The following is a 23,462-nucleotide window of genomic DNA, read 5'->3' on the forward strand; positions in this document are numbered from 1 at the left end:
TTCGTCCAGCGGCGTGCGCCGGTTTTTCTTGTTCCGCAGAATGACAACGTTGTCATTCTGCCTCCCGAATACAAGCCCGTCGGGGTCCCGCCCTCGACGCCGAATGCCCGCCTTTCCCGTCAAGGAGGATACACTCCATGCGCTGCATGATCCGCCCGCCTCGCCGGTCGGCTTGCGTCGTCGCCGTCGCACTGGCGATCGGCACCGTGGCGACGCCGGTTGCACAGGCTCAAACGGATTATCCGTCCAAGACCGTCAGCATCGTCGTGCCGTTTCCGGCCGGCGGGAGCGCCGACCTCGTCGCCCGCTGGCTCGCGCCTGCCCTGCAGGACAAGCTCAAGCAGACCTTCATTGTCGAGAACCGCGCGGGCGCCAACGGCAGCATCGGTTCGGCGGGTGTCGCCCGGGCGGCGGCCGACGGCTACACCCTGCTCATCTCGGGCATCGGCTCGAACGCCATCAACTATGCGCTCTACAGCAAGCTGCCTTACGCCGACAAAGACTTCCAGCACGTCTCGCTGCTGATCACCGGGCCCAATGTCATCGCGGTCAATCCCGAGTCGCCGGCCCGCACGCTGACCGACCTGATCGCCCTGGCGAAGGCCGCGGACGGTAAGTTCCAGGCCGCGCATTCCGGCAACGGGTCCTCGAACCATCTCGGCATGACGATGCTGGCGAAGGCCGCCGGGTTCAAGGTCGTGCACGTGCCCTACAAGGGCGGCGCACCGGCCATCACCGACGTCGTCGGTGGGCACGTGCCGGTCATCACGTTGAACCAGGACGTCCTGCTGCCGCATGTGCAGGCCGGCAAGCTGCGCGCCCTCGCGGTGCTCAGCCTGGAGCGGAACCCCGCCTATCCGGGCGTGCCGACCGTGGCCGAGCACGGCTTTCCCGGATTCTCCGCTGTGTCCTGGTTCGGCCTGTCGGCGCCCGCCGGCACACCCAAGGCCGTCATCGACAAGCTCGCCAAGGCCTGCGCCGAGATCCTCGCCGACCCGGCCCTGAAGCAGAAGCTCGAAGCCAACGGATTCGTCGTCGTCGGCAGCACGCCGCAGCAGGCCAGCGCGTTCATCAAGGCCGAGATCGAGAAGTGGGACGGTGTCGTCAAGACGAACGGCGTCACGGTCGACTGATTCAACCATCCTGCTGCAGAGGACCGACATGACTGCTCACGACCGCACCGCCGACGACCGCATCGCCTGGATCAGGCTGTCCTCGTGCTTCCTTCCGCTGGGGACGCCGGTCAGCGACGCCAAGGTCCTGACCGGCAAGCAGAAGCCGATGACCGAGATCGCGTTTCTGTTTGCCGAGATCGCCACCACGGACGGCCATCGCGGCCTCGGCCTGAGCTATTCCAAGCGCGCCGGCGGGCCGGGGCAGTTCGTCCACGCCAAGGAGATCGCGCCGGCGCTGATCGACGAGGACCCGAGCGACATCGGACGGCTGTGGGACAAGCTCGCCTGGGCCGGTGCCTCGGTCGGGCGCAGCGGACTGTCGACGCAGGCGATCGCCGCCTTCGATGTCGCCTTGTGGGACCTCAAGGCGCGGCGGGCCGATCTGTCGCTCGCCAAGCTCCTCGGCGCTCACCGCAACTCCGTTCGCTGCTACAACACCTCGGGCGGCTTCCTGCACACGCCGCTCGACCAGGTGCTCGACAACATCACGGCCTCGCGGGCGCGCGGCATCGGCGGCATCAAGATCAAGGTCGGGCAGCCCGACTGCGCCGTCGACATCAAGCGGATCGAGACGATCCGGAGCCATCTCGGCGACACGTTCCCGCTGATGGTCGACGCCAACCAGCAGTGGGACCGCCCGACGGCCCAGCGCATGTGCCGGATCTTCGAAAAGTTCAACCTGATCTGGATCGAGGAGCCGCTCGACTGCTACGACTTCGAGGGGCACGCGGGGCTCGCCGCCCAGTTCGACACGCCGATCGCCACCGGCGAGATGCTGACCAGCGCGGCCGAGCACGCCGAGCTGATCCGCGCCCGCGCGACCGACTATCTCAATCCCGACGCGCCGCGCGTCGGTGGAATCACGCCGTTTCTCAGGGTCGCGGCGCTGGCGGATCACGCGGGGCTGATGATCGCGCCGCATTTCGCCATGGAGCTGCACGTGCACCTCGCCGCCGCCTATCCCCGCGAGCCGTGGGTCGAGCATTTCGAATGGCTCGAACCGCTGTTCAACGAACGCCTTGAGATCGCGGACGGCCGCATGCTGGTGCCGACACGCCCCGGTCTCGGCCTGTCGCTGAGCGCGCAGGCGCGCGCCTGGACGCGCGAAAGCGCCGAGTTCGGCACGGAGATTTAGAGCGGTTTCGGACGCAGAGTCGGACTCCGCCTTTGCTTAACGCGCTCGAAGCGCCTCGTGTCGCGCGGGTCTCGGCCACGCAACTCCGAACGGCGTGAGTTCGTCGTGATGTCGTCGCCGGACCGGCCGGCCCGGCGACGACCCTTTGACATGCGCCGCCCCTACCGCGCCAGTGGATCGGGGCGCATCTGCACCTTGTAGACCTTTGGCCGGTTTTCGGTGCCGCCCTCGTTGTGGAAGACGGTGCGGGTGCCGGACGTGGTCCAGATCCCGCGGCCCTTCCAGCCGGCGGCGGGGTCGTCGACGCGGCCGTCGACGTTCTTGGTGAAGAAGCCGAGCGGATAGGGCACGCGCAGCCGCACGAACTTGCCGTCGACCAGCGCCAGCAGTGCCTCGCCGCCGTTGGTCGAGGCGATCGGCACGTTCTTGCCCAGCCCGAGCGTGTCGTCGCGGTCGACCCAGATGTAATAGGCGTGGTCGGCGGCGCCGCTCTCCGGCAGGCCTTCGAACTGCGGCCCGGGGAAGCGGTAGAGCGTCCAGCCCTCCGGGCAGTGCTTGCCGGTCGCCGCGGCCGGGCCGTTCAGTGGGCCCTTGCATTTCGACCGGTCGAAGCTCGCCATGTGGCCGCTCGCCAGCGTGGTCCACACGACGCCGTCGAGGTCGACGTCGAGGCCGCGCGAGCCGAAGGCGCCGTCCGGCGGCAGATAGACCTCGGCCAGCGCCGTCTCGGCCGGGTTCTCGCCCGGCACCAGGCGGATGATGTATCCGGGCTGGTCGACGCGCGAAAAGCCGACATCCATCGACTGGCCCCAGATCGAATCGTCGATCGGGCTCGGCTGCACGCCATAGAACGCCGCCATCACGCGCTTGTCCTTTGTCGGGTCGACCGGATCGTTCGGACCGACGAAGGCGTCGCGCTTGCCGTTGCCGTTGGTGTCGATGATCAGCGGCGTCCAGCCCTGCGCCCGCTTGGCGTCGCCGGTCTCGTCGAATGTCCTGGTGTCGAGCCAGCCGACGACGCCGCTCTGCGGGCCGCCCGCGCTGGTCCACAGCGTGTTTTTGGCGTCCTTGCCGAAATAGAGATGATGCGTGGTGAAGCAGGTGTCGATCAGCGACCACTTTTGCGTGCCGGGGTCGTAGACCGAGAGCTGGCGCGCCGATTCGGCGAGCGGCGCCACCTTGGCGGAGGGATGGTCGCCGCCCTGCTTGCAAAAGTCCGGATTGGCGGCGGGGCGGATGCGGGCCGTGAACCACACGCGGCCCTTCTCGTCCATCATCGGGTTGTGGATGCTGGTGTGGCCGTCCCAGATTGCCTCGTCGCCCCAGTGGGCCGAGGTGCCGCGCGAAAGATCGAGCGACGACGGCGTGTCCTTGTCGCGATAGGGATGGACGATGACGCTCGCCGTATGGGTCTTCGGATCCAGCACCGGCACGTTGTCGGTCGACTCCTCGGGCGAGCCGTAGATCTTGCCGCCGGCATTGACGGTGGGGTTGCGCTTGTCGCTGGAGACGGCGTCGTGCATGTAGTGCTTGTTGCTCGACCAGTCCCACATGGTGACGACCATGTTGCGCTCGAGCCCCTGCGGCCGTTCCGGCTTGGCGAAGGGCAGTTCGCCGCCGGCGATGCGGTCGGTCCAGTCGGCCAGCACAGCATAGGCCTTGTCGGGGCCGAGCCGCCCGAGCGTCAGCGCCATGTTGGCCTGCGCCTGGCCGGCCTGGGTGCGCAGCGCCCACGCGTCCGCCGACGTCGTCTGCGTCTTGGATCCCGTGGTGGTCGCCTGGGTCTTGAAGAAGGTCGGGATGTTGCGCACGCCCTCGGAGCCGAGCGCGTGGCAGGACTGGCAGGAGTTCTTCAGCGAATCGACCCAGTAGTACTGTGCCTTCATCACCTCGGGGATGCCGTTGCCGCCCGGGCCTGCGCCGGTGCCGGGAAACTCGCTCGCCGGCGGGATGCGGATCATCGAGTACCAGTAGACGCCCGGATAGTAGCGCGCCGCCGCTGCCTCGTTCTGGGCCGGCACGGCGCCGAGGTCGAGCCGCCGCCCGGGCGTCGCCTTCTGCTTTTGCGAATCGACGAGGCCGTAGCCGCGTACCCAGACGTCGTAGCTCGCCTTGGGCAACTCGGGGATGACGTAGCGGCCGCGCTCGTCGGTGACGACCAGCTTGGCGTATTTGGTCGGGAGATCGGTCGTCTCGGCGATCACCCAGACGCCTGCCTCGGGACCGTTCGGCCCGGTGACGACGCCGGCGAGATCGCTGTCGCCGAAGCTCGGCGCCGCAGCCGCATCACCGGCCTGCTGGGCGAGTGCCGGCGCCGATACGGTGAGCGCCGTGGCGAGCGCGAGCGCCGCCACGCCCGAATGCCAATCCGTCATTGTCTCCTCCCTGTGTGCGGCCAAGCTTGCTGCCTGGTCCCGCGTGTTCTGATTTTGCTGTGCCGTGAGATGCCGGCCGGGCTCCCCACCGGCCTCTACCGAAGCGCACGAGCGACCGTGACGATCGCGCCGGCAAAGTCCTACCGAAATACCTGTGAGAGACGCGCCGCGGCTGCCGCGGGCGCAGCACAACCCAAGCAGCCCGGCTATTGCTTGGGAAGCGCGACGAGCGCCGATCGCGGCGGGGTGCCCTTCACATCCGTGTGTCCCGATGATGCAGCGCAGCGCGCGCTTCCATCGCCGGCGGGCCGTGCTAGGCTCTCAGCTCGGCTTTCCGTCCTCCCCTTTCCTGCTTTGCCACTCCCGGTTTCCGGCCATTCGTCGCCACGGAGCATCCGACATGAAGGCAGTGCTGGTTCTGGCCGCCTGCGCGGCAGGTCTCGTCGTGACACAGGACGCCGTCGCGCAGCCCTATCCCACCCGTCCGATCACCGCCGTGGTGGCGGCGAGCGCCGGCGGGCCGACCGACACCATCGCCCGCATCGTCGTCGAACGGATGAGCGCCGCGCTCGGCGGCACCATCATCATCGAGAATGTCGGCGGCGCCTCCGGCACCATCGGCACCGGCCGGGTCGCCCGTGCCCAGCCCGACGGCTACACGCTCGGGATCGGCGGCTGGAACCACTACGTGGTCAACGCCGGTATCTATACGAACCTGCAATACGACCTCTTTGCCGATTTCGCGCCGGTGGCGCAGCTCGCCAGCGGGCCGCAGATCATCCTGTCGCGCAAGACGATCCCGGCGACCAATCTCACCGAGCTGATCGCGTGGCTGAAGCAGCAGCCCTCGGTCACCATGGCGACCGGCGGCGTCGGCGCGCCCGGGCATGTCTCGGGGCTCTCGCTGCAGGACCGGATCGGCGTCAAATTCCAGTTCGTGCCGTATCGCGGCTCGGCGCCGGCCCTGCAGGACGTGGTGGCTGGCCATCTCGACACCATCTTCGAGCAGACCTCGGCGGCGCTGCCGCAGATCCGCGGCGGCGGCGTGCGCGCCTATGCGGTGACGGCGAATGCGCGGCTCGACGTGCTGCCGGAGGTGCCGACCGTCGACGAGGCGGGCCTGCCGGGGTTCTATCTCTCGGTCTGGCAGGGCCTGTGGGCGCCCAAGGGCACGCCGCCGGAGATCGTCGAAAAGCTCTCCGCTGCGGTGCGCGAGGCGCTCGCCGATCCCAAGGTGAAGGCGCGCTTTGCCGAGATCGCCCAGCAGATCCCGCCGGCCGCCAACCAGACGCCGGCCGGCTTCTCGGCCTACCACAAGGCCGAGATGGAGAAGTGGGTGCCGATCATCAAGGCGGCCGGCATCACGCCGAACTGAGCGGGCGCGCCGGCGCGGCCGGTCGTCGAGGCGTTGCGCCGGTCAACTCTCTGCGAATTGCATTTCTGCGCCTGTCTGCGAAGGTTCGCGACAATCACCAGGAGCGATGCCGATGATGATCACGAGCCTTCGCCGCGCCCTCGGGGTTTGCAGTGTCGTCGTCTTCGCGCTGGCGGTTGTCCAGGTCGGCGGCACGGCCGCGGTGCACGCCCAGGACTATGCGGCCGTGCTGGCGGCGCCCGATCGCAGCGAGGCCGACCGGCAGGTCGACGCGCGGCGCGATGCGCCGAAGCTTCTCGGCTTCATCGCGCCGAGGACCGGCCAGCAGGTGCTCGACATGGGCGCCGGCGGCGGCTACAGCACCGAGCTGATGGCGCGCGCCGTCGGGCCGACCGGCAAAGTGTTCGGCCAGAACGACAAGGCGTCGGACAAGCTCGACGCGCGGCTGAAGACGCCGGCCATGGCCAACGCGACGGGCCTGGTCCGCCCCTTCGACGCCCCGGCCGCCGGGCTGCCGCCGCTCGATCTGATCACGTTCCTGTTCGCCTATCACGACACGACCTTCATGGAGGTCGACCGCGCAAAGATGAACAAGGCGCTGTTCGACGCGCTGAAGCCGGGCGGCGTTCTGGTGATCGCCGATCATTCGGCCCGGCCGGAGGACGGCGCCACGGTCGGCAAGTCGCTGCACCGCATCGCCGAGGCGACGCTGCGCGCCGAGATCGAGGCGGCCGGCTTCAAGTACGTCGCCAGCGCCGACTTCCTGCGCAATCCCGACGATCCGCGCACGGCGATCATCTTCCGCTCGCCCATCAAGGTCGACGAGTTCGTGCTGAAGTTCCAGAAGCCGATGTGAGACGGGCGGTCGTGGTGGCGCCCACGCGCGTCACTGTGCCGTGGCGCCGCTGTCGACCCGCAGGCTCGTGCCGGTGACCAGCCGCGCCCCGTCGCAGGCGAGATACAGCACCGCGGCGGCGACGTCCTCGGGCTGCATGATTTCCTTCAGCGGCACCATCGAGAGGGCGAACTCGCGATAGGCGGGGTCCTCGAAGAACGGTTTCGTCATCGAGGTCTCCACCACGGTCGGCGCCACGGCGTTGACGCGGATCTTGTGGGCGCCGAGCTCGATCGCCATCGCCTTGGTGAGCCCCTCGATGGCGTGCTTGGTCATGGCGTAGACGGCGCGCTTCGGCCCGCCGACATGGCCCATCTGCGACGAGATGTTGACGATCGAGCCGCCACGCCCGGCCGCGACCATCACGCTTGCTGCCGCCTGCGCCACCTTGAACGCCGCGCGTACGTTCAGCGTCAGCAGCAGGTCGAGAGTCGCGTCGTCGACCTCCAGGAGCGGCTGCAGCTTGTTGGTGCCGGCATTGTTGACCAGCACGTCGAGCCGGTCGAGCCCGCGGATGCGCCCGATCAGCGCGTCGTCGCGCACGTCGCCGACCCACGGCTCGACCGCCTCGCCGAGCTGCTGGCGCAACGCCTCGAGATCGGATGCCGTGCGCGCCACCGCGATGACGCGGGCGCCGGCGCCGACCAGCGCCGCGACGCAGGCCCGCCCGATGCCGCGTCCGGCGCCGGTGACGAGGGCGATGCGGCCGGCGAGCGGCGCGGTGTCTGTTTCGGAGGTCATCGCGGGAGCTCCTGGGGATGGGGCGGGGAAGGGCGGAGCGACGAGGCTACACCGCCGCGCGGGCGTGCGTCACGGCCTGCGCGGGCCGCTCGGGACAGGCTGGCGCGATCGGCAATTCTCCCGAGATGGCCATTTTGGCCGTGGGATGATACAGAACCCGATGGATTTCAGACGAGCGAAGACTGAGCAGGAGCTTGGCGGGGATGCCTAAGATTGTTGTCGTCGGTGGCGGTTGGGGGGGCTGTGCGGCCGCGTTGGTCGCGGCCAAGCAGGGCGCCGATGTCACCCTGATCGAGCGCACCGACATGCTGTTGGGCACGGGCCTGGTCGGCGGCATCTTCCGCAACAACGGCCGCTTCACGGCCGCCGAGGAGGCGCTCGCCATGGGCGGCGGCGACCTGTTCGAGGTCATGGAGGCGAATGCGGTTCACCGCAACATCGAGTTTCCCGGCCACAAGCACGCGTGGCTGTACAACGTCAACACAATCGAGCGGGCGGTCCGCAAGCGCCTCGACGCGGCGGGCGTCGACGTCCGCATGATGACCCGGATCACCGAGGTCGAGGTGGACGGCGAGAGGATTCTTTCGGTCGCGGTGGCCGAGGGCGCAGACGCGGAGCGTTTCGCCGCAGACGCGTTCGTCGACTCGACCGGAACCTCCGGTGTTCCGCGCACCTGCAACCAGCACGGCAACGGCTGCAGCATGTGCGTGCTGCGCTGCCATACCTTCGGCAACCGGGTCAGCGTCGCCGGGCGGGCCGGCCTCACCGAGATGGTGGGGCACAAGGGCACGCAGGTCGGCGCCATGAGCGGCGCCTGCAAGATCGTCAAGGACTCGCTCGCCCCCGAGATCGCCGAGGCGCTCAATCGCGACGGCGTCTTCGTGGCCGCCATTCCGGCGGAACTTCGCGCCGGCGAGGACAAGCTCGGCAGCAAATGCTGCCAGCAGTACGCCACGGCCGATTATGCCGACAACATCGTCCTGCTCGACACCGGCCACGCCAAGCTGATGACGACGCACATTCCGCTCGACCGTCTGCATCAGGTGCCGGGATTCGAGAACGCCCGCTACCAGGATCCGATTTCCGGCGGCATCGGCAACTCGATCCGGTTCGTCGCGATGACGCCGCGCGACGACGCGCTCAAGGCCGACGGGTTGGACAACCTGTTCGTGGCGGGCGAGAAGGCCGGCCTGCTGGTCGGCCACACCGAGGCGATCGTCACCGGACTCCTCGCCGGCCACAACGCCGTGCGCGAGGCGGTCGGCGACGAGCTCTGCGTGCTGCCGGACAGCCTCGCCATCGGCGACGCGATCACGCATGTGCGCGAAAGGATGCAGACCGAGGAAGGGCTCGGCCTCAAATACACGTTCTCGGGATCCGTGTATTTCGACCGCATGAAGGAGCGCGGCCTGTACGTGATCGACGTTGCGGACATCCGCGCCCGCGTCGAGGCGGCCGGCCTGACCAACGTGTTCGGGGCTCCGACGGTGACGCGACGCCGGCCGGCGCGCGTCGCCGGCGACGCCGCCGCGGTCGCGGCGGAGTAGACGTTTCCGCCCGCGTCATGCCGGCAGCTCGGCTGCCGGCATGGATCCGCGGCTCAGCTCCGGCTCAGCTCCAGAACAGCACCGCGCAGGTCGTCGACACGGCGAGCCCGATCAGCACCGGAAACAACAGCCGGCGCACCATCTCCAGCACCGGCACCCGGGCGAAGCCGGCGACCGCGATCAGCGACGACCACGCGATCAGCGTGCCGCCGCCGGTCCACACCGCGCCCATCTGCCCGACCGCCGCCAGCGTCTCGACATTGAAGCCGACCGTCGGACCGAGCGCCCCGGACAGCGAGCCGGTCAGCGGCAGGCCGGCGAATCCCGATCCGTCGATCCCGGTGATCATCCCGACGAGGAGGACGCCGAAGCCGACCAGGAAGCGGCTGTGCGGAATCCACGCCTGCGCCGCCTGGATGAGATCGAACAGGAAGGACGGGGCCTGCGCGACCGGAACGCCGAGGATGCCGGCCGCCAGCTCGCCGCCGGCGCCGGCGAAGAAGAAGCCGGCGATCGGCAGCACCGAGCCCATCGCCTTGAAGGCGAACACGAAGCCGTTGGTGATGTGGTCGGCGCAGGCGTCGAAGCCCTTCTTCGGCCCCTCCGCCGCGAAGGTGGCGAAGATCATCAGGAACGCGCCCATGCCGCCGACCAGGGCGGCCGCGTCGCCGCCCTTGAGCTCCGGCAGCCCGAAGCCGAGCCGCGGCAGCACCATGGCGGCGATCACGGCGGCGAAGCCGAGCGGCGTCAGGATGGCGAACAGCCGCGAGAACAAGGCGCGCCGGCGATCCATGCCGTGCAGCTCCTTCTCGATTCCGACATCCGTCACGTCCGCCGGCTCGTGCGCGGTGGCGAGCGCCATCTCCGACTTGTCGAAGCTGCCGATGAACTCGTGCGGCTCCAGCTTGACGTCGCCGGTCCGCTGCCAGCGGTCGAGCAGCGCCGGGTCCGGCCGCACGATCAGCTTGCGGATCGACAGATAGGCGAGGCCGAGCGCGATGACGCCGGTGATCAGCGAGAGAACGAGCGCGCGATCGGCGACCACGGCGGCGCTGACCCCGAGCCCGGCGGCCTTGGCGCTGATCCCGGGCGCGACGCCGATGACGTAGTCGGACGACAGCGCCATGCCCTGGCCGGCGATGGCGATGCCGAGCGCGCCGGCGAGCGGCGGCAGGCCGGCCATGATGGCGGCCGGCAGCAGCACGGCCGAGACCAGCGGCACGGCCGGGGTCGGCCAGAAGAACAGCGAGATGACGTAGGTGATGGCCGACAGGATGAAGAACGACGTGTGCCCGTTGGTCATCACGGTGCGGAACGGCTGCACCATGCGGACGTCGGAGCGCAGCACCTGCAGCGCGTTCAAGAGCGCCGTGATGAGCGCGATCACCAGGAAGATGTTGAACAGCTCCTTGGCGGCCATGAAGCTCGCGTCGAAAATGCTGCCCAGCGCCCGCACCGGGTTGTGGCTCCACGCCAGCGTGACCGCGAACGTCGCCAGGATCGACGGGACGACGACGTTCAGCCGGGTCACCATGGTCGCGATGACGGCCAGGACGCCCGCCAGATAAATCCAATGCGCCAACGTGATTTCGACCATGATCGTCCCGATGAAACAGGTGAGGGGGGCGCGGAAAGCTGTGCCCGGATAACGAACGCGTATCGAGTCCGTAGATTTACCGAGAATTTTTCGAAATCCCGCGCCGGACGGGGGTGGGCCGGGTCCCTGCCGCTAATTTGGGCGCCGTGCGCGGGCCCGCGATGTCGCCGCCGCGCCATCGGGCCGGGTCTGCTGTGCCTGGAGCGCAACCCGGCTGCGGTTGTCCGGGCCGTTGCGGGTGACATACTGCGCGCCGCGCGGACGATGGGGTCGTTGCTCCGCGTGAACCGCGCCGCCGCCGAACCCCGCCGCGGCCGTGAGATCCGAGGATTTTCCATGCCTGCCTCCACGCCCTACATCAACGCGGTCGAGCTCGACATCGTGCCGGCCGAGTACGAGGCCTTCAAAGCCGCCGTCCAGGCGAACGCGGCAGCGAGCGTCAAGGAGCCCGGCTGCCGGCAGTTCGACGTGCTGTTCGAGGAGAGCGATCCTCACCACGTGCTGCTCTACGAGGTCTACGACGACGCGGCCGCGCTGGCGGCCCATCGCGAGACGGCGCATTTCAAGGCGTACTGGGAGAAGAGCGGCCCGATGATCGCCAAGCGCGTGCCGCGGCACTTTTCGCCGATCGCGTTCAACATCAAGGCGCGGTAGCGGCAGACGAAGCGCGTGCGCGGGGCCGTAGCCCGGGTCGAGTGAAACGAGACCCGGGATTCTGCGGTGCCGGCCCAGCCCCGAAGCGACATCCGGGAGCGATGCACCCGGAGCTCCGGATGTCGTTTCGCTCCGTCCGGGCTACGCTTGCTACACCGGGTGTGTTTTCTGTTCGCCGTTCGCGTAAGTCACAAAGTGGGGGTACTTCATATATTCAGCCTTGCCTTCGAAATCTGCGAGGTTCATCGGCTGCGGGGCTTGGTCGAGCATCTCGACTCTGTCGAACAGCATAAACTGCTCATACGTGAACAGCTTGGTCTTCTTGCCGATGTAGTGGAACACGACGCTGCGGCGGCTCAGTGCAGGATTGATCCGCGGCGAGCCGCCGTGCGCCAGCAGCGAGTGCCAGAACACGACGTCGCCTGCTTTTAACGTGATGGGCAGTCGCTCCGTTTCGTAGATGCCTTCGAGCGCCCGGAAGTCTTGCGTCCAGGCGAGTCCCAGTTCGCTAACGAGCTGCGCTCTTTGATCCGGTGGGTAGTCGGCCTGGCGCGCTGCCGCTCGCTTCGCAGCCAAATCGGGACGCGATGCGACGACATCGTCGCTCCGGTAAAACGGCCACGTATGACTTTCTGGAACATAGAAAAGCGGGCCAGAATCCGGATGGATGTCTTCCAACGCAATCCAGCAACCGGCCATGGAATAGCTGGGCTCGGGCCAGAAAAAGATGGCGTCGATATGGGCATCCTGCGTGGTTCCGCGCTCGAAGTTCAGCGAGCCGAAGAGAACCGGGTCGTCATTGAATGCCCAGCGCAGAAAGGAAAGGACTTCTGCGTTCGCGGCCAGGCGCAGAAGCTCCGGCTCTTTCTGATGAAGCATCCCGATCCGGTCGCCATAGCCGTGGTCGTCCTTGCCGTCGTCGACCTCTCGGCGGACTTTCGCGACAATCGCGTTGTAGCGCGCGATTTCCTCGGATGAGTAGGCACCCTCGAGAACCAAGAAACCGTTCTTGATCCACTGGTCTTTCAATTCCGGCGAGACCGTGTCGTCACCCGACCACTGCGCCGTCATGGGACCGAGCGGGAGCGCCGGCGGCAGATGAAGGGTGGACGTTGCCACTTCCCGGTCGACCTCGAGATTCATCGCTGATTTTCCCCCCAAAAATTTGGAGCCGGAACCTACCCCCGCAGCCCAAAATCGTAAAGGGGGTTGCGCGAACTAGGATCCGCAACCCGATAAAGCTCATTTTCAAACGGTCGAGTTGGCCGGTCGCCCGTTGATTTGCGCACCCTCCCATTCTGCCGACACGTTTTCCCGGCGGGTGTCGCCGTGCGCTCGACCTACCCTACGGCACCTCGCTGATTCCCCTTCCTTAACCCGCACTCGAGCCCACCGCCCCTACGCTTCGCGGGGACGTGCCGGCGCTGTGGGGTGCCGGCGGCGGGCGCGTGTCGGGCCGTCTGCGGACATGCCGGTGCCGTCACATCGCGCCGGCCGGGGAGAGACATGGCATCAGCGGCAAGCCGCGGGTGTCGAACGAGGCGTCGTCGGCGGCAGCGGCCGCGGTCCGGAAGGCGGCAGCCGTAGCCCGGATGGTGCGAAAGCGGCATCCGGGACCGCTGCGCCCGAAGTCCCCGGATGTCGCTCCGCGCTTCCGGGCTACGCGTTCTGCCACCCTCCCCTGGAGGGGGAGGGTCGCCGACCGCAGGTCGGCGGGGTGGGGTGAAGCCCCACGCACCGGAGCCGCTGTCACCCCTTCCAGAATTGAGTGCACTGTCACCGTAATTCCCGAAGCCTACATCAGCTCGCACCGCCGATTCTTGCCCAGTCTCTTGCGCTCAATCCGGGCTACGCTTGCTATTGTTGATTTGTCACAGACGGGAAAAATCCTGCTCTCCCTACCGATGGCTGCCCGGTGAAGTGAGTGCACCTAGATTGTGACGCCAGCCAGTCAGGCACGTCTACGTTATCTAGTACGATGAGTTGATAGTCATCCGGAAGGTCTGAGAAGGCGCGGAATGCTTTGTCTTTAAGGGGCGTGTTCTGGATTGCAATATCTTCGAGGTCATCTGGATCTCTGTAGGTTACAAACACTGAGTCCAGCACCAGAAAGCCAGGGTGCGCTCTGTCTCGGTCGCGGCAAAAACGCATCAGTGCAATACTGAATGCGCCATGTAATAGGGCCATAACGCCCTTTCCGTTAGATGCTCGCGCCTTACCAGCGACCGAGATGTCCATTTTTGGCAGGTCAAAGAAGACTCGCCGTGCGTTCGGAAAGTCCCATGACTGCAACTCCGATTCGATGACTTGAGAAAACTCGTCAAGAATGGCGCCATCCAAGGTTTGTGCCGCAACCATTGTGCTGCTATCATAACCAGGAATAACTCCTAGCTCTGCGCGCTGCGAGACAAGTTCATTGCGGCGGCGAATGAGATCGAGTTCTTTCTGAACAGCGAGTTTTTGCTGAACGACATTGTTTGTCTGGCTTCTTACACTCTGAACGGATGGAACTTCCCGAAGAATGTCGCCTTGTAATGCGTCAAGCTCTGGTAAGATTTCGCCGGCTCGATGCCTGAGCTCGGCCCTTTCTTCAAAAAGGCCCTGCATTGTTAGCGCTAATTCATGCGCGCGACCTCGAAGTTCTGCTGCTTCTGCCCTTGCTGCTTCTACGATTTGTTCGACGTTCCCATCGCATGTGAAATCTGGTCGATGATGCTCTGCTTCCGCGCCGCAAATAGGGCAAACCTGTCCGTCTTCCAAAGCAAACAACGTGCCGGCTTCAATCACTGATGCCAGCCGCTCTCGATCCGAATCGTAGTGCTGCGCCAGCAGTATAAAACGCGCTTGTAGCGTGTCGATCTCATCAAGCCGGTCTTGAACACTCTCGTATTCGCGGCGCAATTCTCTCCGTTGCCCTGTTAAGGTCCGATAGTCCCGTTCTGCAGCCTCCTGAATGCTGAAGGATTTCGCTAGCTCACCATCTAAGGTAACATCAAGTTGCTCTAATTGCTCGTAATCTTGATCCGATTCGGAAATATCTTGTTCGAGTTTCTGGAGCTGGCGATCGATCAATTCCAGCTGTGCTGCCTGCCGTAGCGGTTGGCCTGGATCCGGTTTTGCAAGGTCAAGCGCTGAATCATCAACGCCTGTGAGAAGGTATTTAAATACAGAAACTTCTGCGGTCTTAGTGACATATTGACCAGTAAGCACCGGAGAGGTGGCTTCCTGTATCTTCGTCTCATTAACGATGGCAAATCGTTCGATGTCGCGGTAGCTCAAATCGCGAGTGCCGCCTGATGCGCTCGTTTGAATGCGTTTGCCGCTAGCATTAAGTTGCGCCAGGAGGAATTTGGAAAGCGATTCCTTGGCGCCGTGCTTCGCGGAGATCGATATGCCCTGCTTGGGGGCCGGTCTCTCACGACTGAGGCCGTCAAGGAGCTTGACATCACCCCCCTTTAGCGCACGAACAAGAGTCTTTTTTGTCCCATCGTCAAGCACGATTCCCAAATGAACTAAGTCATACTCTGCTTGCTCAGTTATTGACTCCGGTGGCTTGCGTGCCCCTAGGCAGTAATCGATCAGACGAAGGATATGAGATTTTCCGGTGTTTGAGCCGCCGTAAATTACGTTTAAGCCCGCAACAAAGTCGATCGTCGCGGGCGCGCTGTTGGGGCCTGTAACGAGGAGAAATCGTAGCTGCATGGTCAGGCTCCCGGCCCTTCACCGATCTGAAATTCGGGCGCCCATTCGTGCATTCGTGTACGCACCAGATCAGCGAGTCCTTCGTCGGTCAGCGGGAGCACGTGACTAACCAGCCATTCAGCACGGTCCTTTAATGCCTCAACGTATGGGGTGGCGAGAAGATCTACGAATGACCCTGCTTCCTCCCCCGCTTGGAATCTAAATCCGGATGGTGTCAAGCTTGTGGTGACTAAGCCCCTAGTCTGCATCAAAGCAAGTCCGGAGCGGACGAGTCCCCGCCTGACTAAAATCTCCGCAGCCCGAGAACGGTCTTTCGGGTGTATGCTGAGCGGTCCATCAATGTCGCTCGTGTGAACGATGAGATGATCAAACACAACAAGTCGGTGCAAACTGAGTTTTTCTGGAAAGCAACCAGTCAAAATTACGACTGAGCGCAAGCCAGTTTCGAACGGCGTGTTGAAGATGCGCGGGCGGCGGCGTGCTGCCTCACTTTGATCCATCTCAAACCTTCCAGGTCACTCGGTCAGCGTTGGCGAGTTGATGGCACACTCCCTGTTTAACCCTAACCTTAGCTTGAGCCGCGAGGACACTGGCAGGAGTTGTGTGGCCGGCAACAGAGAGCGCGGTAGTTAAACGCTGATGCGCTGGTCCGGGTGCGGTGATGGTTGGTTCTATTGAATCAAAGATCTGTTCGGCAAAGTCCTCTATAGTTCCGGGTTCCGTCTGATCGCGGTATGTTGCCATGAATGCTTCGGCGTCATAAAATCTCACACGCTGCTTTTGGAGATCGCTCCTCCATTCCCGGTATACCGCTAGGTCATCAACGCAAGTAATGGCGGCTCCCGTAGTCTCAGTATATACCTCAAGTAACTTACCTATATATACGGTCTCCTCCGGAGCAACTGTGGCGGGAGTTATGCCCGCTTTGGGCGGCGGGAGCAGTCCGCCAAACCGAGACGCCCAGTATGCTGTCCGGCGATGGTCATCTAAAATCTCGTCTAGCGTTGCATAATTAAATGACGTGAAGTCATAAGCAGAGGCATATGCGGCAAGGTTGCCGGCTAGTTCGTGCTTTTCACCAGCAATAACATTTGGCGCCACCCGTGTGTTCCACGTTGCAAGCACCTCGGCTCGGAATTTATCCGGATTCAACAACATATCACGTAACGCAGTGTTCGGCCCTCTTGGCGCAACAAAAATGCAACGACGAGGGGGCGTGAACTCACCCCGAAATGCGTGAAAAATAATCTTTCCGGCATCTTCGCAAGCAGGCGGGGTCGCCAGCGGACTTTCGTAGTGCTTACATTGATAGTTGTCCCAATCGCCTTGACAGCCCAGCGAACTGCACAGGCCAATCACGTCCCGTCCCAGATCGCTGGTGCCCCCAAGCCGTTTGACGGAGTGGTACCCCTGCAGGCCCTTCTGCCATTCTGAGATGAATATTTCCCACTCGACAGAATCATAAGCCCGGACAAGCTTCACGATAGGTGCAAGCAGCACGTCAGTGTTCCATTCCGGATGGGCTTCACCTCAACATAATCTATTCTTAGTTCAGGCGGAATGGAAGTAGTTATGACGCGGATAGGGCAGACGAACCTGGATGCCCACAGGCGAAGTCGGGCAGCGTAGAAGCGCCATCTGAATCGGTGAAGACACTTCGTTTTGTCCAGCCTACAGTTCCGCGGCAGGTTTCTCTGCGCTCAACCCACCCCACGGCGTCTCGCCCCCCTCCTTAACCCGCTCGTAAGCCCGCCGCCCCTACGCTGGCGCGGGGACGTGCCGGCGCCGTGGGGCCGCCGGCGGCGGGCGCGTGTCGGGCGCCTGCGCAGGACTCCGGGCGCCGCTGGCGCGCCGGGCGGGGAGCAGGATGGCGGCAGCACGCAGACCGCGCGAGTCGGACGAGGCTTCGGCTGCGGCCGCGGCCCGCAAGGGCGCCGGGCGTGCGTCGGAGGGACGAGTCTCCGAGGGACGAGTCCCGGAGGTGAAACCGCCGCAAAGAGGCGAGCCGCGGGCGTCGAAGGCGCCCATCTTCGTGGTCGACGAGGACGCCCAGGTCGGCATTCCGCGGCCCGCCGGCAAGCGCGGCGACGATGACGACGACGGTCCGCCGCGGGCGCGGGCCAAGGGAAAGGCCGGCGGCGGCGCCGGCACGAGTGCCAGTGCCGGCGGCACCAGTGTCGGGTCGAGTCCCGGCGGCAAGAAGGGCAAGTCGAAGAAGAAGGGCGGCAAGGGCGGCGGCGGCCCAAAAGGCTCGCTGCTCGGGCGGGGCGTCTACTGGCTGGCGGTCGCCGGGCTGTGGGTCGTCATCGCGGCGGGCGGGCTGTTCGTCTATGTGGCCATGCATCTGCCGCCGATCCACGAGCTGGCGGTGCCCAAGCGGCCGCCCAACGTGCAGGTCGTCGGGATGGACGGCACGCTCCTGGCCAGCCGCGGCGACATGGGCGGCTCGGCGATCCCGCTGTCGGAAATGCCGGCGCATCTGCCCAACGCCTTCATCGCCATCGAGGACCGGCGCTTCTATTCGCATTTCGGCATCGACGTGCTCGGGCTCACCCGCGCCGTATGGGCGAACGTGACCAAGCGCGGCATCGCCCAGGGCGGCTCGTCGATCACGCAGCAGCTCGCCAAGAATCTGTTCCTGCGGCCGGAGCGCACCATGATGCGCAAGCTGGAGGAGGTGATGCTGGCGCTGTGGCTGGAGCAGAACTACTCCAAACGCGAGATCCTCGAACTCTATCTCAACCGGGTCTATTTCGGCTCCGGCGCCTACGGGGTCGACGGCGCGGCGCAGCGCTATTTCGGCAAGTCCGCCCGCGAGGTTTCGGTCGGCGAGGCGGCGCTGCTGGCCGGCCTGGTCAAGTCGCCCTCGAAGCTGGCGCCCACCCGCAACTACGACGGCGCCGAGCGGCGCTCGCAGCTCGTGCTGGCCGCCATGGCCGACGAGGGCATGGTGCCGGACGCCACCATCAAGGCGGCGCTGGCCGATCCGCCCCGGGTGGTGAAGCCGGGCGGCGGCTCGGCCGGCTATGCGGCCGATTGGGTGATGGACGTCGTCAACGACATCGTCGGCCGGGTGGAGGACGACCTTGTGGTCGAGACCACCATCGACCCGGCGCTGCAGATCATCGCCGAGCGCGCCCTGATCGACACGCTGGCGCAGCGCGGCGAAAAGTTCGGCGTCGGCCAGGGCGCCATGGTGGCGATGACGCCGGAGGGCGCCGTGCGGGCGCTGGTCGGCGGCCGGAACTATCAGGAGAGCCAGTTCAACCGCGCCGTCGCGGCCAAGCGCCAGCCGGGCTCGGCGTTCAAGCCGTTCGTCTATCTCACCGCGATCGAGCGGGGCCTGCGGCCCGACACGATCCGCGAGGACAAGCCGATCGTCATCAAGGGCTGGAAGCCGGAGAACTACAAGCACGAGTATTTGGGGCCGGTGACGCTGACCACGGCGCTGGCGCATTCGCTCAACACCGTGTCGGTGCGGCTCACCTTGGAGTTCGGCCCGCCCGCCGTGATGAAGACGGCCTACCGGCTCGGCATCTCGTCGAAGCTGGAGCCCAATGCGTCGATCGCGCTCGGCACCTCGGAGACCTCGGTGCTGGAGCTCGTCAACGCCTACACGCCGTTCGCCAACGGGGGCCTCGCCACGGTGCCGCACGTGGTCGAGAAGGTGCGCAACGCCAAGGGCAAGGTGCTTTATGGGCGGCCATCGTCCGTGCTCGGCCGGGTGGTCGAGCCGGCCTATGTGGCGATGATGAACCAGATGATGCGCGAGACCATCCGGTCCGGCACGGCGAAGGGCGCCGGTCTGCCGGGCTGGCCGGTCGCCGGCAAGACCGGCACCAGCCAGGATTTCCGCGACGCCTGGTTCGTCGGCTACACCGGGTATCTGGTCACCGGCGTGTGGTTCGGCAACGACGACTCCTCGCCGACCAGGAAGCTCACCGGCGGCGCCATGCCGGTCGAGGCGTGGAGCCGGTTCATGCGCAGCGCTCTGCAGGGGGTTCCGGTCGCCGATCTGGTCGGGATCTCGGGGGCGATGCCGAGCCTGCCGGCGCCGACCCCGGGACCAGTCCCGGGACCAATGTCCGGCCTGTCGCCCGGCGGCGGAACGGCCACGGCACCGACCAGCGGCGGCAACGGGGGTGGCCAGGCGAGCGGCTACGGCAGTGGCAACGGGCCGGTCGCCGCCGCGATGCCGCCACCGCGCGGCGCGTCCACCGGCGCCGTCGGCGGCGCCCCGGTGCGCCCGGCCGCCTCCAACGGGCTCGACGGCTGGTTCATGGATCGCCTGCTCGGGCGGTGAGAACGCCGTTTTGGGTCGTCATGGCCGGGCTCGCCCACGCCCCGCGCCGTCATCGCCGGGCTCGACCCGGCGATCCATCCTTCGCAAAAATCTTTGATTCAGAGTGATTTACCGGTGGTGCGCGGTGGCCCGCGCGGCCCTGGTCGTCGCCCAGATGGCGAAGCTGATCACCCCGGTCGCCGCGATGGCGATCACCATCGGCCAGGCGCTGGTGCCGATCGCCAGCCCCACCAGCGCCCCGACCACCGCGCCGGTGGTTTGCTGCACCGCACCCACCAGCGACGACGCCGCGCCGGCCCGCTCCGGGAACGGCTGCAGCGTTCCGGCCATCGCCTGCGGCATCGCCAGGCCGAAGCCGGTGAGGAAGATGACGAGCGCGACGGCCAGCGCAATCAATGAGCTGGGAGCGAACCCGACGGCCGCCAGGGTGGCGATGCCGCCGACCAGGAGCAGGGTGGCGCCGATCCCGATGGTGCGGCCGAAGCCGATCCGCATCACCAGATGGGCGGCCGACAGCGTGCCGCCGATGAAGCCGAGACTGGTCACCCCATAGAACAGGCCGAAGCCGACAGGCGACAGGCCGTAGACGCCCTGCATGACGAAGGGCGAGCCGGAAATGTAGGCGAACAGGCCGGAAAAGCTCGCCGTGACAATGCCCAGATAGGCCACGAACCCGCGGTGTCTCGCGATGACGGCGAACGAGGCGAGCGAGTCGCTGAAAATATTGCGGCCGGGCGGATGGGGCGGCACCGTCTCGGGAAGCAGCTTGCCCACCACCGCCATGGCACCGACCCCGGCTGCCAGGATCAAGATGAACCCGGCCCGCCAGCCGAGCCATTCCTCCAGCACGCCGCCGACCGTGGGCGCGAGAATCGGCGCGATGCCCATGATGGCGGCCATCAGCGACAACTCGCGGGCGGCGCGCGGCCCGTCATAGAGGTCGCGGACCACGGCGCGGGCCAGCACGATCACGCCGCTGGCGCCGGCGCCCTGCAGGGCGCGAGCCGCGATCAGGGTCGCGATGCTCGGCGCCAGGGCACACGCAAGGGTGCCGACGCAGAAAACGACGAGCGCGAAGGACAGCACGGGCTTGCGGCCGAAGCGATCCGAGACCGGGCCGAAGAACAGTTGCCCGACCGCAAAGCCCAGCATGTAGAACGAGATGGTGAGCTGCACCGACGACGGCGCCGCCACCAGCGTCCGCCCGATGTCGGGAAACGACGGCAGATAAAGGTCCATCGCCAGCGGCCCCAGCGCCGTCAGCAGCGCCAGCAGGGCCGTCAGGGCGAAGGTGTCGGGACGAAGCATCGGGGGCCGCGGGTCCGTGTTTCTCGAGGTGGTGCGGGATCGCGGCGCCACGGCAGAACCGGCGTCACCGTGCCGCCAGGATGTAGCCCGCGCGACGGCGCGCTGTCGAGGCGCTCCGGGCAAGGCGAGATTCGGACGTGGATTCAGGAGGCTGTCAGTGCTCGGGCGGCCGCCGGCGGGTCGACGAGGGCTCGTCCTTGCGGGCGCCGTAGCGGTGCAGGTCGGCGCCGTGCACGTCGAGCCACACCTTGGCGCGGGGCATGTCGGGGCAGATCTTGAGCAGCAGGCGCCAGAAGCGCGCCGAGTGGTTCATCTCGACCAGATGCGCGACCTCGTGGGCGGCCAGATAGTCGAGCACGTAGCGCGGCGCCAGCACCAGCCGCCACGAGAAGGACAGCACGCCCGTGGTCGAGCACGAGCCCCAGCGGCTGATCTGGTCGCGGATGGCGATGCGCTTGACCGTCACGCCGAGCTGCTCCGCATAGGCGCGCGCCGCCACCTCGACGTCGCGCTTGACCTCGCGGCGCAGGAAGTCGGTGACGCGGCGCTCAAGATGCGGCGCCTCGCCGGCGACGCACAAGAGCTTCTCGCCGGCCTCGTCCGTCTCGGTCCACACGGTGCCGCGAACGGCGCGCCGGTGGACGATGCGGTGCGGCGTGCCGCGCAGCGGCAGAATGGTACCGGGCGCGAAGGGCGCCGGCTTCGGCAGCCGGCACATGCGCGTGGCGATCCAGCCGCCGTGCTTCTCGGCGAAGTCGCGCGCCTCCTTCACGGTGCCGCGCGGCGGCATGGTGAGCACCACGTCGCGGGTCGCGGCCTGAATACGCAGGGTGTAGCGCCGCGCCTGCCGATGCCGCCGCAGCCGGATCAGATAGATGGAGCGATCGACCACCACCTCGATGGCGTGCGGCTCGCTCGGCCGACGATACAGCATGGCGCGAAGAGTCATGACGGTCCGCTTCCGGCCCCCGTTCCGGGCCGGAGTGTGCCACATTCCCGCTGTCTTGAAGCCCCCTCGGAAAGGACCTCTCGGAGGGGCCAAATCTGGTGCGTCGCCGGCAATCCGGACCCAAATCTGGGGTGCGAAAAAATGAATATAAGTTCGCTCTTTCCGGGCCGGCCGGAACCCGGAAGCGCTCAAAATTCTGATTGAATGTCAGGGAGTTGCGCGGCTGCTTCGAACGCGGTCCAAACGCGTTGCATCGCCGGCCGGTTCGTGTCTAGGCGGGCTGCGCCGCGCCCTCCGGCGCGGCGCCCGCCCGGTCAATCGTTGGCCCGGATGAAGGCGGTGATCCGCGGCAGGATCTCGTTGCGGAAACGCGAGCCGTTGAACACGCCATAATGGCCGACGCCCGGCTGAACGTAGTGGACCTTCTTGTGCTCCGGGATGTTCACGCACAGCGTCTGGGCGGCCTGGGTCTGGCCGAGCCCGGTGATGTCGTCCTGCTCGCCCTCGATGGTCATCAGCGCGACCCGCTTGATCTTGCTCGGGTCGACCTTGATGCCGCGATGGATGAACTTGCCGTCCGGCAGCGCGTGGCGGATGAACACCGCATCGATGGTCTGCAGGTAGAACTCGGCCGTCAGGTCCATGACGGCGAGGTACTCGTCGTAGAAATCGCGGTGGGCCGTCGCGGAATCGCCGTCGCCTTCGACGAGGTGCTGGAACAGCTTGCTGTGCGCCTCCATGTGGCGGTCGAGGTTCATCGACATGAAGCCGTTGAGCTGCAGGAAGCCCGGATAGACGTCGCGCATGAAGCCGGGATTGGGGAACGGCACCTTGGTGATGACGTTGCGGCGGAACCAGTCGATCCCGCGCTTCTCCGCCACCTGGTTGACCTGGGTGGGACTGATGCGCGTGTCGATCGGGCTGCCCATGAGGGTCAGCGACTCCGGCACATGCGTTTCCTCGTTCGCCTCCATGACCGAGATGGCGCACAGGGCGGGCACGCCCGGCTGGCACACCGCCATCACATGGGTGTCGCTGCCGAGGAGCCGCAGCATGCCGATGATGTAGTCGATATAGTCGTCGAGATCGAAGCGGCCGTCGCTCATCGGCACCATGCGGGCGTCGATCCAGTCGGTGATGTAGACGTCGTGCTCGGGCAGCAGCGCCTCGACGGTGCCGCGCAGCAGCGTCGCGTAGTGGCCGGAGAGCGGCGCGATCAGCAGGACCCGCGGGTCGGGCTTGTGCATGATCCCGACCTGCCGGTCGAAATGCAGCATCCGGCAGAACGGGCGCTCCCACACGGTCTCGATCGAGACCGGGGCGAACTTGCCATCCACCACGGTATGCTCGATGTCCCATTCGGGCTGGCTGTAGCGGCGAGTGGCCCGCTCGAACAGCTCGCAGGCCGCGGAGATCGACTTTCCCAGCGATGTGTTGGAGGCCGGATTGCTCGGGCTCTTGAAGAACGCATGGGCGGCGTGAGCCATCGCTCGCGACGGGTTCAGCGCCACATGCGTCATCTCGTAGAACCAGTAGAGCGGCGAGGACAGGCCAAAGCCACCCTCCAAGGGCGACGGTGGCGGGGCGTTGTCGGCATCCCGGATGGTCATTGTGCGCTCCCTTCGGCTCGCCGTGGTGGCGGGCTCGCCTCTGACGTATGTTTTTATGTTTGATCAATGCTGCCGTGCATTGTTGCATTGCGCAAC

At 66.2% G+C, this 23,462-nt stretch carries 17 protein-coding genes; 7 read left to right on the plus strand and 10 right to left on the minus strand.

Going from position 1 to position 23,462, the window contains the following annotated elements; translation table 11 throughout:
- Positions 1 to 137 precede the first annotated feature (137 nt).
- Positions 138 to 1,133 (plus strand): tripartite tricarboxylate transporter substrate binding protein, encoded by a 996-nt coding sequence (locus HXX10_RS12705; protein WP_296522629.1) that lies wholly within the window; start codon positions 138 to 140, stop codon positions 1,131 to 1,133.
- Positions 1,134 to 1,161: 28 nt separating this feature from the next.
- Positions 1,162 to 2,310: a mandelate racemase/muconate lactonizing enzyme family protein gene (locus tag HXX10_RS12710; protein WP_296522630.1), complete on the plus strand. Its 1,149-nt coding sequence runs from the start codon at positions 1,162 to 1,164 to the stop codon at positions 2,308 to 2,310.
- Positions 2,311 to 2,471: 161 nt separating this feature from the next.
- Here HXX10_RS12710 and HXX10_RS12715 read toward each other — a convergent pair whose 3' ends face one another.
- Entirely contained in the window at positions 2,472 to 4,685 is a 2,214-nt protein-coding gene (locus tag HXX10_RS12715) for a carboxypeptidase-like regulatory domain-containing protein (RefSeq protein ID WP_296522631.1), read from the minus strand.
- Positions 4,686 to 5,085: 400 nt separating this feature from the next.
- On the opposite strand from HXX10_RS12715, the gene HXX10_RS12720 reads away from it, so the two are divergent.
- Both HXX10_RS12720 and HXX10_RS12725 read left to right on the plus strand, forming a co-directional pair.
- Positions 5,086 to 6,060, plus strand: coding sequence for a tripartite tricarboxylate transporter substrate binding protein (locus HXX10_RS12720; RefSeq protein ID WP_296522632.1), 975 nt, complete (start codon positions 5,086 to 5,088; stop codon positions 6,058 to 6,060).
- A gap of 112 nt (positions 6,061 to 6,172) precedes the next feature.
- Positions 6,173 to 6,916, plus strand: coding sequence for a methyltransferase (locus HXX10_RS12725; RefSeq protein ID WP_296522633.1), 744 nt, complete (start codon positions 6,173 to 6,175; stop codon positions 6,914 to 6,916).
- Between the two features lie 30 nt (positions 6,917 to 6,946).
- Here HXX10_RS12725 and HXX10_RS12730 read toward each other — a convergent pair whose 3' ends face one another.
- Positions 6,947 to 7,696, minus strand: a complete 750-nt coding sequence (locus HXX10_RS12730; protein WP_296522634.1) for an SDR family oxidoreductase — start codon at positions 7,694 to 7,696, stop codon at positions 6,947 to 6,949.
- Between the two features lie 203 nt (positions 7,697 to 7,899).
- On the opposite strand from HXX10_RS12730, the gene HXX10_RS12735 reads away from it, so the two are divergent.
- Complete coding sequence (locus HXX10_RS12735; protein ID WP_296522635.1) at positions 7,900 to 9,243, plus strand: FAD-dependent oxidoreductase; 1,344 nt, start codon at positions 7,900 to 7,902, stop codon at positions 9,241 to 9,243.
- A 64-nt stretch (positions 9,244 to 9,307) separates the two neighbouring features.
- Here HXX10_RS12735 and HXX10_RS12740 read toward each other — a convergent pair whose 3' ends face one another.
- Entirely contained in the window at positions 9,308 to 10,840 is a 1,533-nt protein-coding gene (locus HXX10_RS12740; protein WP_296522636.1) for a hypothetical protein, read from the minus strand.
- Between the two features lie 336 nt (positions 10,841 to 11,176).
- Here HXX10_RS12740 and HXX10_RS12745 point away from each other — a divergent pair, with 336 nt between their 5' ends.
- A complete protein-coding gene (locus HXX10_RS12745; RefSeq protein ID WP_296522637.1) occupies positions 11,177 to 11,494 on the plus strand; it encodes a putative quinol monooxygenase in 318 nt (105 codons plus the stop codon).
- Between the two features lie 150 nt (positions 11,495 to 11,644).
- On the opposite strand, the gene HXX10_RS12750 is transcribed toward HXX10_RS12745, so the two are convergent.
- From HXX10_RS12750 to HXX10_RS12760, 4 genes are all read right to left on the minus strand, one after another.
- On the minus strand, positions 11,645 to 12,637 hold the full coding sequence (locus HXX10_RS12750; protein WP_296522638.1) for a phytanoyl-CoA dioxygenase family protein: 993 nt from the start codon (positions 12,635 to 12,637) through the stop codon (positions 11,645 to 11,647).
- 714 nt (positions 12,638 to 13,351) lie between these two features.
- On the minus strand, positions 13,352 to 15,196 hold the full coding sequence (locus tag HXX10_RS12755; protein ID WP_296522639.1) for an AAA family ATPase: 1,845 nt from the start codon (positions 15,194 to 15,196) through the stop codon (positions 13,352 to 13,354).
- Between the two features lie 2 nt (positions 15,197 to 15,198).
- Positions 15,199 to 15,696, minus strand: a complete 498-nt coding sequence (locus tag HXX10_RS28970) for an ABC-three component system middle component 2 (protein WP_367141973.1) — start codon at positions 15,694 to 15,696, stop codon at positions 15,199 to 15,201.
- Position 15,697: 1 nt separating this feature from the next.
- The gene (locus HXX10_RS12760; RefSeq protein WP_296522640.1) at positions 15,698 to 16,696 is read right to left on the minus strand and encodes an ABC-three component system protein; all 999 of its coding nucleotides are present in this window, start codon (positions 16,694 to 16,696) and stop codon (positions 15,698 to 15,700) included.
- Between the two features lie 481 nt (positions 16,697 to 17,177).
- Here HXX10_RS12760 and HXX10_RS12765 point away from each other — a divergent pair, with 481 nt between their 5' ends.
- Positions 17,178 to 19,499: a transglycosylase domain-containing protein gene (locus HXX10_RS12765; RefSeq protein ID WP_296522642.1), complete on the plus strand. Its 2,322-nt coding sequence runs from the start codon at positions 17,178 to 17,180 to the stop codon at positions 19,497 to 19,499.
- Positions 19,500 to 19,607: 108 nt separating this feature from the next.
- Here HXX10_RS12765 and HXX10_RS12770 read toward each other — a convergent pair whose 3' ends face one another.
- From HXX10_RS12770 to HXX10_RS12780, 3 genes are all read right to left on the minus strand, one after another.
- The gene (locus tag HXX10_RS12770) at positions 19,608 to 20,807 is read right to left on the minus strand and encodes a multidrug effflux MFS transporter (RefSeq protein WP_296522643.1); all 1,200 of its coding nucleotides are present in this window, start codon (positions 20,805 to 20,807) and stop codon (positions 19,608 to 19,610) included.
- Positions 20,808 to 20,961: 154 nt separating this feature from the next.
- Positions 20,962 to 21,756 (minus strand): M48 family metallopeptidase, encoded by a 795-nt coding sequence (locus HXX10_RS12775; protein ID WP_296522644.1) that lies wholly within the window; start codon positions 21,754 to 21,756, stop codon positions 20,962 to 20,964.
- 314 nt (positions 21,757 to 22,070) lie between these two features.
- Positions 22,071 to 23,366 (minus strand): polyhydroxyalkanoate depolymerase, encoded by a 1,296-nt coding sequence (locus HXX10_RS12780; protein ID WP_296522645.1) that lies wholly within the window; start codon positions 23,364 to 23,366, stop codon positions 22,071 to 22,073.
- Positions 23,367 to 23,462: the final 96 nt, after the last annotated feature.

Source organism: Rhodoplanes sp. (assembly GCF_013377085.1).
In the GTDB taxonomy this organism is placed as follows: Bacteria; Pseudomonadota; Alphaproteobacteria; order Rhizobiales; family Xanthobacteraceae; genus Rhodoplanes.